10 protein-coding genes and 1 tRNA gene are annotated in these 15,964 nt (G+C 46.1%); 5 read left to right on the top strand and 6 right to left on the bottom strand.

The annotated features are described in order from the left end of the window. Nucleotides 1-118: 118 nt before the first annotated feature. The 4 genes from pnp to GSQ66_RS03905 form a co-directional block, all read right to left on the bottom strand. A complete protein-coding gene (pnp, locus tag GSQ66_RS03920) occupies nt 119-2,260 on the bottom strand; it encodes a polyribonucleotide nucleotidyltransferase (protein WP_162426263.1) in 2,142 nt (713 codons plus the stop codon). A 130-nt stretch (nt 2,261-2,390) separates the two neighbouring features. Beyond that, nucleotides 2,391-2,666 (bottom strand): 30S ribosomal protein S15, encoded by a 276-nt coding sequence (rpsO, locus tag GSQ66_RS03915; protein ID WP_162426262.1) that lies wholly within the window; start codon nt 2,664-2,666, stop codon nt 2,391-2,393. Between the two features lie 109 nt (nt 2,667-2,775). Continuing rightward, on the bottom strand, nt 2,776-4,194 hold the full coding sequence (locus GSQ66_RS03910; RefSeq protein WP_162426261.1) for an LptF/LptG family permease: 1,419 nt from the start codon (nt 4,192-4,194) through the stop codon (nt 2,776-2,778). Nucleotides 4,195-4,297: 103 nt separating this feature from the next. Beyond that, complete coding sequence (locus GSQ66_RS03905; protein ID WP_162428913.1) at nt 4,298-4,699, bottom strand: START-like domain-containing protein; 402 nt, start codon at nt 4,697-4,699, stop codon at nt 4,298-4,300. A gap of 139 nt (nt 4,700-4,838) precedes the next feature. On the opposite strand from GSQ66_RS03905, the gene GSQ66_RS03900 reads away from it, so the two are divergent. Then, nucleotides 4,839-4,912 (top strand) — tRNA-Met (locus GSQ66_RS03900). 180 nt (nt 4,913-5,092) lie between these two features. On the opposite strand, the gene GSQ66_RS03895 is transcribed toward GSQ66_RS03900, so the two are convergent. Next, nucleotides 5,093-5,548, bottom strand: coding sequence for a YybH family protein (locus GSQ66_RS03895; protein WP_162426260.1), 456 nt, complete (start codon nt 5,546-5,548; stop codon nt 5,093-5,095). 117 nt (nt 5,549-5,665) lie between these two features. Then, nucleotides 5,666-6,190: a glycine zipper domain-containing protein gene (locus tag GSQ66_RS03890; protein WP_162426259.1), complete on the bottom strand. Its 525-nt coding sequence runs from the start codon at nt 6,188-6,190 to the stop codon at nt 5,666-5,668. A 152-nt stretch (nt 6,191-6,342) separates the two neighbouring features. Between GSQ66_RS03890 and GSQ66_RS03885 the strand changes: the two genes are divergently transcribed. From GSQ66_RS03885 to GSQ66_RS03870, 4 genes are all read left to right on the top strand, one after another. Beyond that, the gene (locus GSQ66_RS03885) at nt 6,343-11,763 is read left to right on the top strand and encodes an alpha-2-macroglobulin family protein (RefSeq protein ID WP_162426258.1); all 5,421 of its coding nucleotides are present in this window, start codon (nt 6,343-6,345) and stop codon (nt 11,761-11,763) included. Between the two features lie 58 nt (nt 11,764-11,821). Continuing rightward, nucleotides 11,822-14,170, top strand: a complete 2,349-nt coding sequence (gene pbpC, locus GSQ66_RS03880) for a penicillin-binding protein 1C (RefSeq protein WP_238395799.1) — start codon at nt 11,822-11,824, stop codon at nt 14,168-14,170. 79 nt (nt 14,171-14,249) lie between these two features. Beyond that, the gene (locus tag GSQ66_RS03875; RefSeq protein ID WP_162426256.1) at nt 14,250-15,389 is read left to right on the top strand and encodes a putative sensor domain DACNV-containing protein; all 1,140 of its coding nucleotides are present in this window, start codon (nt 14,250-14,252) and stop codon (nt 15,387-15,389) included. 44 nt (nt 15,390-15,433) lie between these two features. Continuing rightward, on the top strand, nt 15,434-15,958 hold the full coding sequence (locus GSQ66_RS03870; RefSeq protein WP_162426255.1) for a GreA/GreB family elongation factor: 525 nt from the start codon (nt 15,434-15,436) through the stop codon (nt 15,956-15,958). Nucleotides 15,959-15,964 lie beyond the last annotated feature (6 nt).

The raw sequence follows: 15,964 nt of genomic DNA, 5'->3' as shown, positions 1-15,964 counted from the left end.
GCGCAAAGTTCTTACATATTACGAATAAAATCAAGAACCTGTACGCGAATCCAAAAAAATTAAAAACTCCTGATGCCAAAACAGTCGTGCTGCACGGCAACAGGAGTTTTAAAAATGATTACTGATTTTGCTGAGGAGCTTCCGGTTTAGGAAGGATCGCCTTGCGAGACAGTTTAAATTTGCCTGTCTTTTTATCTACGTCGATCAGTTTTACTTTTACTTCCTCTCCTACTTCCAGCACGCCGTCCATCGTTTCAACACGCTCGTGCTTGATCTCAGAAATGTGAAGCAGACCATCTTTACCGGCCATAAACTCTACAAAGGCACCATACGGCTGGATAGATTTAACCTTACCGATGTAAACCTCACCGATCTCTGGCTGTGCAACGATTCCTTTAATTTTAGAAACCGCGCTGTTCATAGAATCCTGATCGCTGGCAAAGATATTAACGTGACCTTTCTCGTTCTTCTCTTCAATGATGATCGTAGCACCCGTATCCTTCTGGATCTGCTGTATAACTTTACCGCCTGGTCCGATCACCGCACCGATAAATTCTTTATCGATGATCATGTTAAACGAACGTGGAGTATGCGGCTTATAGTCAGCGTTTGGAGAAGAAATGGTTTTATTCATTTCGTTCAGAATGTGTAAACGACCCGCTTTTGCCTGCTCTAACGCCTGGTAAAGTACGTCGTACGACAAACCATGAACTTTAATGTCCATCTGACAGGCAGTGATGCCATCTTTTGTACCAGTCACTTTGAAGTCCATATCACCCAGGTGATCTTCATCGCCAAGGATATCAGAAAGAACGGCAAACTTGCCAGTTTTTTCGTCTGTGATAAGCCCCATAGCGATACCTGATACGCCACCTTTGATCGGAACACCTGCATCCATAAGTGCCAGTGATCCAGCACAAACAGTAGCCATAGAAGACGAACCATTAGACTCCAGAATATCGGAAACGATACGGATGGTATATGGATTATCTTCGTTTGAAGGCAACACCTTCTTAAGTGCGCGAAGCGCCAGGTTTCCGTGTCCGATCTCACGACGGCCAGGACCTCTGTTTGGCTTCACTTCACCTGTTGAGAAAGCAGGGAAGTTATAGTGTAATAAGAATTTATTTGTACCGGATACCATCGCGCTGTCGATCATCTGCTCGTCCAGTTTGGTACCTAAGGTTACTGTAGTTAAAGATTGTGTTTCGCCACGGGTAAATACTGCAGAACCGTGTGTTGCAGGCAGGTAATTCACTTCAGACCATATCGGACGGATCTCATCCAGCTGACGGCCATCCAGACGAACACGCTCATCCAGGATCATGTTACGAACAGCTTCCTTCTCAACATCGTGGTAATACGTTTTGATCAGGCCCATGTCGTAGCCATGGTCTTCACCAAGCGATTCAACAAACTCATTCAGAACAGCTGCAAAGCCTTCTTTGCGCTCAGATTTGTTTGCTCTGCCACGCAACGCAACTTCATACGCTTTGTCATAAGTTGCAGTGCGTACTTTTTCTCGAAGCGCTTCATCATGCGTTTCATGCGAATACTCGCGCTTCTGTAGCTTGCCTACCATTTCAGCAAGTTCAAGCTGTGCCTGGCACTGTACTTTAATGGCTTCGTGTGCAAACTTTATAGCTTCCAGCATTTCTGCTTCCGAAACTTCGCTCATCTCACCTTCTACCATCACAACGCTGTCCATAGAAGCACCAACCATCATATCGATGTCAGCACGCTGCAGATCAGAAACGGTAGGGTTAATGACTAACCGGCCATCGATACGAGCAACACGTACTTCAGAGATCGGGCCGTTAAATGGAATATCAGATACAGCAAGTGCAGCAGATGCAGCCAGAGCAGCCAGGGCATCCGGCATGATCTCCGTATCTGCAGAGATCATATGTATCGTCATTTGTGTTTCGGCATGATAATCATCCGGGAACAGCGGGCGCAGCACGCGGTCAACCAGGCGCGAAACAAGAATTTCGTAGTCAGAAAGGCGAGCTTCTCTTCTCAGGAAGCCACCAGGTATTTTACCAGACGAAGCAAACTTCTCCTGATAGTCAACGGAAAGTGGCAGAAAGTCTACACCTTCACGTGCTTCTCTGTTAGAAACAATTGCTGCAAGCAGCATCGTGTTTCCCATTTTTACCACAACAGAACCATCGGCCTGCTTGGCTAATTTACCAGTTTCAATAGTTATCTCCCGGCCGTCCGGAAGAAGGATTTTTTTTGTGATCGGATTTTGTGACATCTTCAATTATTTTTTTTCATCAAAAACAGGGCTACCCATTGCGGCCACTGTCGGGGTACTGGCAAAAAGAAAGGGAGGTACTATAAAAAGATTAGGGAATCCCTTTTGTGAATTCCCTAGCCCAAATAAATTATTTTCTGATACCCAGCTCGCTGATAATAGCTCTGTATCTTTCGATATCGTTTTTCTGAAGGTAGTTAAGCAATCTTCTTCTTTTACCTACCAGTTTCAGAAGGCCCAGACGGGTACTGAAATCTTTTTTATGAATCTTCAGGTGCTCTGTAAGATCAGCAATGCGTGTAGTGAAAAGCGCGATCTGAGACTCAGCTGAACCAGTGTCTGTTTTGGTTTTGCTTATGCCGTGCTTTTCGAAAATGTCTTGTTTCGCTTCAGTAGTTAATTTCATTTCGTATAAATATCAATCTGTTTTTATCAATGAGATTGCCGTATAAGCCGCAAAGATATAAAAAATTAAATTAATCAAAAACTATTTACGACCTCTATTTTTAACCAATCTATAATTTATTGCGCTTTAGCCGGGTTAGCATTTTACGCCAGAAGTCTACTTCCAGCAGGGATGAATCGTTGCGGGCCTGGTACAGGAAGAACAAACCAATCGGCACCAGTATGGCATTGGATGCCCACATACCCACCGGCACAGGCAGCAATCCTTCTCTCGCCCATTTCTCACCTAGTATAGACATTACGTACATTATTATAAAGAACAGGATCGAAATAATAACCGGAACGCCAAGCCCTCCTTTTTTAATGATGGCCCCAAGTGGCGCACCTATAAGGAACATAACTATAATACTGGCCGACTGTGTATACTTTTTCCAGATCTCGATCTCGAAGTTATTAGCTTCGCGTACGGTGCTGTTTACACGCTCTATGTAACTGCCTGTAAAGCTTTTAATGTTGCGGGCTTTGTTCTTAGCCATTACCAAAGTGCTGGCATTCATGTCAGGCAGCTCTTTATCCAGTTCTTTTCTTATAATTGCCTGGCCTCCTATTTTTGTTCCTGTACTATCCACTTTCATATACATATAAAATGGATCTACATTAGAGATAAATTTATCTCTTTCCTTCTGAGACAGGTTTGTAAGGGAGTCGGTTACTACGTTCAGCTCCGCAATATTTTTCATCATTTTGTTATCCGAAAAATACTCTTCGCGGGTGCGGCTCAGGTCAAAAGACGAGAGGCTGAACATGATCTTGCTTTCTTCAAAGCGCTGGCGCACAAACTGGTCTTCAGAAGTGCTTTGCAAGGTATTGTTGCTTTGGTTTACATAAATGTTCCCATCAAAAAGCTCTAAAACCAGGTAGCTATCGTTGTGCTCCGTAAACATACGCCCCGAGTCGGCGAGAATAATTCTACTATTGTTACCACCCTGTGTATGGTCATAGATCATCACATCGCGGATAGAGCCGCCATCACCAAGCTTTTCGTTTATTTTTATACTATAGCCCGGCAAACCATTATAAAAGGCACCTTCCTTAAAGTTCATGGTCGGCTTGGTCTGTCTGATGTCCCAGAGCAAACTATAGGCTTTAAGGTTAGCTTTTGGAACGATGTTATTATTAAAGAAGAAAGCGGCAATACCTAGAACAGCAACAAAAATAAATACAGGACGCAGAATACGGGGAAGTGCAACACCGGAAGTTTTAATAGCAGTTAACTCGTGATGTTCGCCCAGCGTGCCATACGTCATCAGGGATGAAAGCAGTACGGCAAGCGGCAGCGCTACCGGAGCCATGTTAATGCTGAAATAAAACAGGAGCTCCCCAAAAACACTGGCACCAAGATCTTTGCCTACCAGTTCATCCAGGTATTTAAGCATATACTGTGTGAGCAGAATAAACTCTACCACAGCAAAAGTTAATATGAATGGGCCGATGAACGACCGTATAATAAGTTTATCTAATTTCTTCATGAGAGCCAATAACCGTTGCGGCTTTGCCAGGTACTATGGGTTTATAGGTAACACCCACACACCAAGAATCGTGCAAAGATACGCAGCAGAACCAGACAGAAAGCTACCCGCCTATTATTTCTCTCAGGTTTTGCATCAGGTGCTCCCAAAGTTCGGCCAGTTCTTCCTGGTCTTCCTCGTCAGAGTAATCCACTACTTTCAGGAACTGTTCCTGCGTCAGCTCACTCGATTCGATAGAAAAATCAATGTATGAAGGATCGGAAACATGCTGGCGGTTATCATCCAGAAAATTAAAACGGACAGAACGGTTGGTCCGGAACCCGGTCATTTCTGCATAATGGTTGCTACCATCCCAAACAAAGTTAAATACTTTATTCTCTTCTACCTTCACGTCGTCGCAAAACCATTCGGCCAAACCACTGGCTGTACTCAGGTATGGATACAGTAATCGGGCTGATGCATTAATAGGGTACTCTCCAACAAATTTTGTCTTAGTTGATCTCATCATAGAGCATAATAGTAAGTGATTGAGTAAGTATAGTGTTATTTTTTGATTCTTTTAATATATCGAAAATAAAATATTTTTTTTCGGGCAAAAGTATTGTGCATAATAAAAACTTTTACCTACTTTTGCATCACAATTCGGCGGGGTAGCTCAGATGGTTAGAGCGCAGGATTCATAACCCTGAGGTCGGCAGTTCGATTCTGCTCCCCGCTACAACAAAAGCCTGCTGGTTTACTCCGGCAGGCTTTTTTGCTTTCAAGCCCGAACAATAACTATAGTTTAACTACAGATAACAAGGTCCCTGATAATACTATAGTTTTGGCTTTCAATCACTTCACAAAAAAGAGCCGCCCCGTTATTTCGGGGCGGCTCTTTTAACTTATAGTTTAAGCTTTACATTTTTACCTGTACCGGTAGGTCTTCAAGCTGGGCGTAACTTAATTTCCAGGTACCATCCTCACCTTTTTTCCAGAGAAGAATAAAGTTGCCTTCACCTTCTCCACCCGGCTGGCCCGGAGCATCAGGCTTTACATCTACCGAGAAAGTACCGGCTTCGTAGGCTATATTTTTATCTATACCGGAGCTTACAACATTCAGTCTGAGGTCTTCTATTGTTTCAATAGTTTCGTTTACCCATTTGTCTGCTACCTCTGACTTACCGTTATAATGAATCTCGCCCTGCACAAAGTCTACGTCTTCGGCCAGCATAGCTTCAACTTTACTTTCATCTTCACTATTCCAGGCATCAATAAACTGTTTATTCAGGTCCTGAACCACTTTAACGTCTTCTGTTTTCTGGCAGGATGTGAATAGGAATGCTACGCATAGCATCGTTACTAAGGATTTCATAATTTTTGTTTTTAGTGTATACTTAAATACTAAGAAGCATATATATATTCCGGCTTATACGGATTAAAAAAAAACCAGTCATAATTGACTGGCTTTTTTTATGAGTAGAGGTATTAATTACCAGCTTTTTCTTCTGTACTCAGAAGTATGATATGGTTTATCTCTATCACCAAAGTCCGGGTTTGGCAGGAACATGTTCTCTGCTAAGTAAGCCATGGAAGTACCGTTGTAAGCCATCGCATTTTCATTTGCAACAAGGGCATTTGATGTTGCCGGAGCTGCTTTAGCCGAAGTGGATCTTCTGGTAGAAGTAGAAGCCATACGGGCATTTGCTGCTCTGTTAGCTGCGGCTGCTCTGTTGGCTGCTGCAATACGCTCTGCTTCTTTTTTCTTCTGCTTATTGTCAATTATTTTACCAACGCCATAACCTGCACCTGCACCAACTGCTGCACCTACTGCACCACCTACTACGCGGTTACGCTTATGGATAATGGCACCTGCGGCAGCACCTGTAGCACCACCAATTACAGCACCTTTTGCCTGCGGGCTCCAGCCTGTACGTTCTTTTGTTTGCGCAGAGGCACTAAAGGCAACTGCAACTATCAATACAAGGCTTAGAGCTAAACTGATTACCTTTTTCATAACATTCAATTTTTGAGTTGAAAACTTTATACGCAACTGAAATGGGTAGTTGCAATTCGTGTGCCAGAAATTTAATCTATATTCAAACATTCTTTTTTCAGGTAAACTTTTTCTATATTTAAGTAAGAATAACGCCTACTTTTTTCTGCTCTATGAAAAAATCTCCCTTCCCTCTCCTGTTCTCCTATTGGGTTATAGTTCTGGTTGCGCTGCTATACGGCTGCAAAGGCAAAAGCGACGAACTGCTTTTAGAAAGCCGCAACTTTGAGCAGGAAATAATGCGGGAACAGAACCTGGTCTTTAAGTTTGATAAGGAACTGGTACCGGACTCGCTCCTGAATAACTGGGACACCATTCCTTACATTACCTTCCGGCCTGCTGTGCCCGGGCAGTTTAAATGGACGGCTCCGAACGAAGTCGTCTTCTCTCCAGCCCGACCATTTGCGCCCAGCACAAATTACCAGGCGGAGTTAACTGATAACCTGCTGCGCTATTCCAAAACCAACTATAAAATTCCAAGCGGGCAAGGCTTTACCTTTCATACACCTTACCTGGCGCTTACCAAACCAAAAGCCTACTGGACCCTGAATGAAAACAACCCGACACAGCTGGAAGCAAACCTGCTGCTTAACTTTAACTACCCCGTAACTATAGCCACCCTGCGCGATAACCTGCATGTGTACCAGGGCAAAACAGAACTGCCCTTAGAAGTAGTAAGCAGCAACCGCGAAACTATAGTTGTTAAACTAAAGCATGTAAACCAGGCAACGGAAGAAGCCATACCTGTACGGCTAACTATTAATAAAGGCCTAACCATGCCGGGCAGCACATACCAGTCGCAGCAGACCATAGAACGCGAAATAGAACTACCAAGCCGGAAACAGATGCAGGTAACGGAAGTAGCCACCGCTTTTGAAGAAGGCCAGGAACGGATCTATGTTTTCACAACACAACCGGTTACAAATACTGATTTGCATAGTTTGGTAACTATAAGCCCGAGACGAGATTTTAGTATAGAACGGCTGGAGAACGGACTAGTAGTGAAAGGAAATTTTGGAGACCAGGAAAACTACGCGATAACTATAGATGAAAAGCTGGCCGGTGTGGCCGGCAAAGAATTAGGCAGAGATTACAGGCACCCTGTTACCTTCCAGACCCTGCAGCCTACTGTTGCCTTTGTAAACCAGAAAAGCATTTACCTCAGCAGCCAGGGATCCCGCGATATTGCCCTGAACCTGGTGCAGGTGCCGCGCATTAAAGTGAGCATTGGCAAAGTGTTCGAGAACAATATACTGCGCTACCTGCAGGATGGAAAAATGTATGACGGCTATTACGACGAAGAAACCGAAGAATATTACGAAAATTCTTACTACGATGTAAATAACACCAACGGCAACACCATTTTCGAGCGCGAATACGACACTAAAACGCTACGCAAAAAAGGTAACACCCACCTTTTGCACCTAGACCTGGACGACCTTGATTTTGACAGCCAGTTCAAAGGACTATATGTGATCAACATTTCGAGTACGGATAAGAAATGGCTTAAAACCTCTAAGATCGTTTCGGTTTCGGATATAGGACTGATTGCGAAGCAGGGAAAAAATGACGTAGTGGTTTTTGCTAACTCAATCCGCAATGGAAATACCCTGGAAGGTGTGGAAGTTCGTTTTATCAGCACTAACAACCAGGTCATCCATAAAGCTACTACCGATAAAGATGGCGTAGCCCGTTTCAGCAACATCGATAAAGTAGCGCCTGAATTTATCATGGGCCTTATAACAGCTCGCTTTGGCCAGGACTTTAACTATATGCCGTATAGCCAGACACAGGTAAACACCTCTCGTTTTGATGTAGGTGGCAAACGGTTGGGAGAACTGGCTTACGATGCCTATATCTACGGCGACCGCGACCTGTACCGCCCCGGAGACACTGTTCATGTGAATACTATAGTTCGAACTCCTGTTTGGGAAACTATAGCCGGTCTGCCTGTCAAAATAAAACTGCTGTTGCCCAATGGCAAAGAACTCCGAAGTGTAAAAGGCAAACTGAATAAAGAAGGCGCCTTCGGAAATCAATTTATACTATCTACTGCAGCTGTTACAGGCACTTATACTATAGAAGTATATTCCGGCAACGATGTACTGTTAAATTCACGCAAAATCGGTGTGGAAGAATTTATGCCTGATAGGTTGAAAGTAACTGCAAATCTAAACAAAACAGCTTTTGTACCCGGCGATAAACTGACCGTTAGCCTGACTGCGCAAAACCTGTTTGGTCCGCCTGCCGCCAACCGCAATTATGAATTACAGCTCAGTCTTAAAAAGAAATATTTCGAAGCTAAAAACTACCCGGACTATAACTTTGAGATTGAGACGTCGGGCAATGTAGATATACAGAACAGCGTGCGCCAGGGTGTAACAGATGCACAAGGCAAAGGACAGGAGACCTTTGAGCTGGCCGGTTACCAGGATGTAGGACTGCTGGATGGCTCGGTTTATACCACGGTGTTTGATGAAACGGGAAGACCAGTGAACAGGCTCAGCAAATTTGATGTGAGCACACAGCAGGCATTTTATGGTATCCGCCGCTTCGATGCTTATGTAAGCACCCGTCGCCCGTTAAACATACCGCTGATTGCTCTTGACCGAAACGGAAAGCCAGTTACAACCACCGCCCGCGTACAATTGGTTCGTTATACCTATGAGTCGGTGATCGAACGCTACTCTGAAAACTATAACTATAAATCTCAGCGCAAAGAAAACATCGTTCTCAACAAAACTGTAACTATACCCGCCGGCGGTGGCAACTTTAACTTTACACCCGTTTCGTCAGGTGAATATGAGCTGCGTGTGATGCGGCCGGGCGCTTACAACTATGTGGCCCAGGAATTCTATGCCTATGGCTGGGGCGATACCGAAAGCACCTCTTTTGAAGTAAACACTGAAGGAGAAGTAGACATTGCCCTGGACAAAGAAAGTTATGCGGTTGGCGAGAAGGCAAAAGTACTTTTCAAAGCGCCTTTTGCCGGTAAGATTCTGGTAACCGTGGAGCAGGACAAAGTATTGAGCCATTATTACCTCAAAACAGATAAGAAAGCTGCGTCGCTTGAGTTGCCTATAGTTAGCGCGCATTTGCCAACGATCTACATCACAGCCACTGCCCTGCGCCAGGTAAAAGATAACAGAATGCCGCTAACGATTGCCCGTGGCTTTAAACCGGTAATTGTAACTGCTAAAAGCACAAAGCTGGATGTAGCCATCATGGCCCCAGAAGTGTCACGGTCCAATAAGCTTCAGCAGATTAAAATCAAAACCGCTCCGAATGCAGAAGTTACGCTGGCTGTGGTTGATGAAGGCATCCTGCAACTGAAAGACTATAAAACGCCGGACCCGCACGGCTATTTTTACCAGAAACGCGCCCTCGAAACGGATTCCTATGATCTGTATCCTTACTTGTTTCCGGAGTTAGCCAGTCGTTCCAGCGTTGGTGGCGATGGCTACGATCTCGAAAAACGTATCAATCCGCTGACATCAAAAAGAGTAAAATTGGTGTCGCTCTGGAGCGGACATCTGAAAACGAATAGTAATGGCGAAGCTATAGTTAAGGTGAAGATACCGGAGTTTTCAGGTGCTGTGCGCGTGATGGCAGTTGCTTACAAAGGCAGTGCTTTTGGTTCTGCGGATAAAATGATGCGTGTTTCAGACCCTGTGGTTATCAGCACGGCACTTCCGCGTTTTGTGAGTCCGAGAGATACGCTCCTGGTGCCAGTTACGCTGAGTAACACAACTGCCAAGAAAGCTACTGCCAGCAGCGCTGTTTCTGTATCAGGACCGTTGCGTATAGTTGGCAGTTCGGCTAAACCGGCAACTATAAACCCGAACTCCGAAACACAGGTAATTTACAAACTGGTTGCCACGCCAACTATAGGTCAGGCAAAAGTTACGGTAATGGTAAATGCTTTGGGCGAGAAATTCACCAGCAACACCGACATCACCGTTCGTCCTACTGCACCACTTTCTAAAATAACAGAAGTCGGAACTATAAAAGCTGGCGGTACAACTGAGCTCAAACTGGCACATGATTTCATCCCGTCTTCGGTATCTTCTAAGCTAATCGTGAGCAATTCGCCGCTGGCCCAGTTCACCGATGACATCACGTTTTTGCTCCGCTATCCGCATGGTTGCCTGGAGCAGACAACCTCTACCGCTTTCCCGTTGCTTTACTATACAGACCTGGCTAAATCGCTGCAACAAACCGGAAAGAACAGAACCTACAACCCGAACTACCTGGTGCAGGAAGCGATCACTAAAATAGAGCTGATGCAGCAATACGATGGCGGTTTTACATACTGGCCGGGTGCTGAAAATACGGATTGGTGGAGCAGTGCCTACGCTACGCATTTCCTGCTAGAAGCTAAGAAAGCAGGTTATCCGGTGACGCAGAATGTATTAGACAAAGCCTTGACTTACCTGCAGCGCAAGGTTAAAGGCAAAGGCATGGAAGAATACCGCTACTATAACGCCAGCCGTAAGGTCGAAAGCAAGTACATTGCCTCACGCGAAACCACTTATTCGCTCTACGTGCTTAGCATTGCCGGCAAACCAGACTGGTCTACTATGAACTACTATAAAGCCCGGCCTGAGCTGCTCTCGTTGGATAGCCGTTACCTGCTGGCCAGCACCTACGCCATTAACGGTCGTCGCGAAAGCTTCAGCCAACTGCTACCCCGCTCCTTCTCCGGCGAAACATCTCTTCGTGCATTGGATGGTAGCTTCTATTCCCCGATGAGGGACATGGCCATTTCACTGAACAGCCTGATCGAAGCGGATCCGGAAAACTCACAGGTAACAACACTGGCGAAGCATCTTTCAGAAGAGCTGAAATCGAAACGCTGGTACAATACCCAGGAACGCGCTTTTGCCTTGATGGCTCTTGGTAAACTGGCTAGTCGAAGCGCTGGTAACGCAACAGCGCAGGTTATCCAGAACGGGAAAGTGATTGGTACTTACAATGGTAAAGACCTGGTACTGCAGGATAAATTGAAGTCCGGAACAGTAACATTGAAAGCTACCGGCAAAGGAACACTATATTATTTCTGGGAAATGGAAGGCATCAGCCAGGGCGGCAACTATAAACAGGAAGACAATTTTATGCAGGTCCGCAAAGCTTTCTTTAACCGCGATGGCAGGCAGATCACGAACAATACTTTCAAGCAAAATGACCTGGTTATAGTTCGGATCGGGTTGCAGTCGCTGGATGGAAGAACTATACCGAATGTAGCTATAACCGATATGCTGCCGGCCGGTTTCGAAATAGAAAATCCGCGCCTGATGTCTGAACGCGAGTTTAGCTGGTTGCAAAAACAGGAAACTGCCACGCCGGACTATACTGACATCCGTGATGACCGGATCAACATTTACGCTACAGCCAAGCCAAAAGAGCATTACTTCTTCTACCAGGTTCGTGCCGTGTCAAAAGGTAATTTCCAGTTGGGCCCGGTTGGTGCCGACGCGATGTATAACGCCGAATACCATAGTTACCATGGCGCAGGAACTATAAATGTCAAGTAACAAGTATCTGTCATTTCGAACATTCTTGAGACGCGAGTCGAGAAGAGCCAGCGCAGCTGTGAGAAATCTGAAGCACATCAACTATAAACTAATGCAACTCCTGCCTAAAAAAGGCAGGTGGTTACCTGGTTTTGCGTTGGTTTTGCTTCTGCCTATAGTTGGCTTTACAGTGCTGAACAAACTATACCCGCTAACAATAAACGTTTCCTATTCTCCTGTCATCACGGCGTCGGATGGCAGTGTGATAAACGCCTTCCTGAGCAGCGATGATAAATGGCGAATGCAGCTGGAACCCGACGAAATAAATCCGGTACTGAAACAAGCCGTTTTGCTGAAGGAAGATCGCTTTTTCTATTTTCATCCGGGAGTAAATCCTGCAGCTATAGTTCGGGCTGCATTTAATAACCTGACAAACGGCAAAACTACTTCCGGGGCATCTACTATAACCATGCAGGTGGCGCGACTACTTTATCCAAAAGAACGAACGTACCGCAACAAACTCATAGAATTATTCAGGGCGGGGCAACTGGAATGGAACTATAGCAAAGACGAGATCCTGCAACTATACCTGAACCTGGTGCCCTATGGCGGCAACATCGAAGGCGTGAAAGCGGCATCAGTTCTATACTTCCACCAGTCTCCGAAGCAGCTGAGCCTGGCGCAGGCCGTTACCTTAACCGTTATCCCGAACAAGCCATCTTCGTTGAGAATTGGTGAGCAGAACGCTCGTATCGTGGACTTCCGGAATAAATGGCTGCGCTACTATAAGCAGGAACAGGCTTTCCCGGAGGATGCCATACAGGATGCTTTGAACGAACCTTTGGAAGCCACCCGACTGGAAGCACCGAAAGTGGCACCTCATTTTGCTTACCGTATGTTCCGGAAGTATAAAAACCAGCCGATCATCAGAACTACGCTTAACCGGCAGGTACAGGAAAAAGTGGAACAGCTGGCCTATAACTATATGCAGCGCCTCCGCTACCAGAACATCCACAACGCAGCCGTACTCGTCATCAATAACCAGACAAAAGCAGTGGAAGCCTACTTAGGCTCAGCAGATTTTTCGGATGTGGCGCATAGCGGTCAGGTAGATGGAGTGCGGGCCGTCCGGTCGCCGGGCAGTACACTGAAGCCTTTTCTCTATGCTGCTGCTTTTGATAAAGGATTGATCACGCCCAAAACGATAATCAGTGATGTGCCCATTGATTACGCCGGATATCGTCCGCAAAACTATTTCGGAAACTATAGTGGCAACGTAACCATTGAACACGCGCTGGCCACCTCGCTGAACGTGCCGGCGGTAAAATTGCTGGACCAGGTTGGCGTGCATTCGTTTGTGCAGAAGCTGCAACAGGCAGATTTTTCGGAGATGAAGCAGCAGGGCGACCAGTTGGGTTTATCGCTGATTCTGGGTGGCTGCGATGTGAAACTGGAAGAACTGACGGCGCTGTATGCAGCTTTTGCCAACCAGGGAAACTATAGCCCTATCCGGTGGCTGCAGCAGGACACAACTATAGTTGCCAGACAAGTCTTCTCTACTGCTTCCAGTTTTATGATCAACCAGATACTGACGCAACTACTCAGACCCGACCTGCCACATAATGCCCAGAACAGTGCCCGACTGCCCAAAATTGCCTGGAAAACAGGAACCTCTTATGGTCGGAAAGATGCCTGGAGCATTGGCTACAATAAGAACTATACGGTGGGCGTATGGGTGGGCAATTTCTCCGGTGAAGGCGTACCTGAACTTAACGGAACAGACTCAGCCACGCCCCTGCTTTTCGATATTTTTAATGCAATAGACTATAACAGTACTAACAGCTGGTTCTCTCCGCCCAAAACGATAGCCAACCGGGCAGTTTGTATAGAAAGCGGGAAGCCGGGCAATACGTTTTGCAAAGACCAGGTGATGGATACCTTTATTCCGGGAATCTCTGCGGTTACCAAATGTACACACCTGAAAAAAGTGTCCGTATCAGAAAACGGAAAATATGCGTTCTGCACCAGTTGCCAGCCCGAAACCGGAGTTTTTCAGAAATGGTATCCTAACTATGCGCCTGAGATCCTGACCTTTTTTGAATCAGAGCATATTCCGTTTAAGCGCATTCCGGCTCACAACCCGACCTGTAGCCGCATTTTCCAGGATTTTGCTCCGGTCATCACCTCTCCTACTGCAGAAATGGAATACATTTTAGAACGCGAAGAGCGCCAGAAACTGATGCTGCACTGCAATGCTCACAACGAAGTAAAACAGGTTTACTGGTACATCAACGATAAACTCGTACGCACAGCGGCCGCCAACGAGAAGGTCTTTTTTGAACCGGAAAGGGCAGGCAAATATAAAATTTCCTGCACCGACGACCAGGGGCGCAATACCAACAGCTACATTTCGGTGCAGTTCCTGTAGCAACGTCTAAAGTATAGTTCCTCAAAGACTAAAACTATAGCGGTTGCTACCTGTTTTAGTGCATAAGCGTAGAAACAGCATGAGTTCAGCCATAACTTACCAGGCAGCCAGAACGGTGGCGCCAACTATAGAACAGTATTTCAGTAACCTGCTTGGTACTGCACGTCAGCATAATATTCCCAAACTGGCTACAGAACCTTCCGCCAATATTATAGAAAAAATTATCGATACGGCTTTCTGGGCCAGTCTGCAGCGCGAAGAAGGTCATGTCATTAAAATTTCCATTGCTTATTTGCCACCTGAACAGACCAAACATCCCGTACTTTTTCTGCACCGCTTGCCCCTTACGGCTACCGTACTCACAAAACTGTCTCCCGGGGTAGAGCGCCCGGGTATTCATATCGGTGTCTGGCAGGAAGATGGCGAACTGTATATCTGGGGAACGACGCGCTCCATACCAAGTCTCTGTTTCGTGGTAGATGTTTCGGAGCCTGGCTTAATGGTGATCAAACACCGGAGACAGGATGGGTTCGGGAAATATGCGAATGTAGCTGTGCTGAAAGGGGACCAGGTGAAGATCATAGACGAGCGGCGTACTCCAATGGATGAATGTCCGGGTTTCCTGACCTCGCTGCTGGGGCTACGGACACCTTCTACAACTATAGAAGCCAATATTCTGGTACAGTTATCGGTATCGATGCGCGCCCATGAGCGTGGCGGCACTTTGCTTGTAGTACCATCTGATACCGACAAATGGCTAAATTCTATTGTCAAACCGATGGTTTATTCCATTCAGCCTACTTTATCGGGGCTTGCCCGGTTAGTACAGCATCAGGAAGAAGAAATGGCTAAAGGCACCTGGCAGTCTACTCTTAAAAAAGAAGTGGATGCACTGGCCGGGCTAACGGCCATCGATGGTGCCACCATCATTACGGACAACTATAAACTACTTGCTTTTGGAGCTAAAATAGGCCGTGCTATCGGGAGTTCGCCAGTAGATGAAATGATCTTAACCGAACCCATCGTGGGGAATGAAGAAAAGAAACTGCATCCGGCCCATAACAGCGGTACAAGGCACTTATCAGCTGCGCAGTTCGTGCACGACCAACGGGACTCCCTGGGCCTGGTTGCCTCACAGGACGGTAAGTTTACCATCTTCTCCTGGTCTCCGTGCAAGCAGATGGTGCATGCGCATGTGATAGACACGTTGCTACTATAGTTTATAGTTTGTAACACCGCCACAAAGCCTGCGTTACTACCCTCATGAGCAGAGCATTTGTAAAAGAAGACGATTCCGGTGAAGCCCCGATCATTCCGCCAAGAGCAGCATTGCCACCCGGCGTAACCAACTATGTAACGCCGCGTGGCCTGGAACTATTACGCGAAGAACTAACGGAACTGGAAGCAGAAAGAAGTATAGCAGAGGCAAACCGCGATAATGAAGCAGAACGCACCCGACAGTTAACAATACTCAACGGGCGGATCGCAGCGCTTACGTCCCGCATTACTTCGGCCAAAGTCATCGATATAAAAGACCAGCCTGCCGACCAGGTCCGGTTTGGGGCAACTGTTACGCTTAAAACCATCAAAGGCAAAAAACCCGGACAGGAAAGAATATTTACGATAGTTGGCGTAGATGAAGCTTCCGTGGAAGCTGGACTGATCGCCTTTGTGGCTCCCATCGCCAAAATTGTGACCGGCGCTAAAGTAGGCCAGAAAATAACGCTACGCCTGGGCAAGGACGAAGAAGTAGCGGAGGTGACCAATATCTCCTATCTAAACAATTAAAATGAA

The sequence above is a fragment of the Pontibacter pudoricolor genome, assembly GCF_010092985.1.
GTDB lineage: Bacteria > Bacteroidota > Bacteroidia > Cytophagales > Hymenobacteraceae > Pontibacter > Pontibacter pudoricolor.
Note: the sequence above shows the minus strand (reverse complement) of the source record. Positions and strands in the feature narration are given on the sequence as shown.

Coding starts and splice junctions, on each gene's coding strand:
- pnp (WP_162426263.1), bottom strand. CDS start 2,260: ATGTCACAAAATCCGATCACAAAAAAAATCCTTCTTCCGGACGGCCGG.
- rpsO (WP_162426262.1), bottom strand. CDS start 2,666: ATGAAATTAACTACTGAAGCGAAACAAGACATTTTCGAAAAGCACGGC.
- GSQ66_RS03910 (WP_162426261.1), bottom strand. CDS start 4,194: ATGAAGAAATTAGATAAACTTATTATACGGTCGTTCATCGGCCCATTC.
- GSQ66_RS03905 (WP_162428913.1), bottom strand. CDS start 4,699: ATGAGATCAACTAAGACAAAATTTGTTGGAGAGTACCCTATTAATGCA.
- GSQ66_RS03895 (WP_162426260.1), bottom strand. CDS start 5,548: ATGAAATCCTTAGTAACGATGCTATGCGTAGCATTCCTATTCACATCC.
- GSQ66_RS03890 (WP_162426259.1), bottom strand. CDS start 6,190: ATGAAAAAGGTAATCAGTTTAGCTCTAAGCCTTGTATTGATAGTTGCA.
- GSQ66_RS03885 (WP_162426258.1), top strand. CDS start 6,343: ATGAAAAAATCTCCCTTCCCTCTCCTGTTCTCCTATTGGGTTATAGTT.
- GSQ66_RS03875 (WP_162426256.1), top strand. CDS start 14,250: ATGAGTTCAGCCATAACTTACCAGGCAGCCAGAACGGTGGCGCCAACT.
- GSQ66_RS03870 (WP_162426255.1), top strand. CDS start 15,434: ATGAGCAGAGCATTTGTAAAAGAAGACGATTCCGGTGAAGCCCCGATC.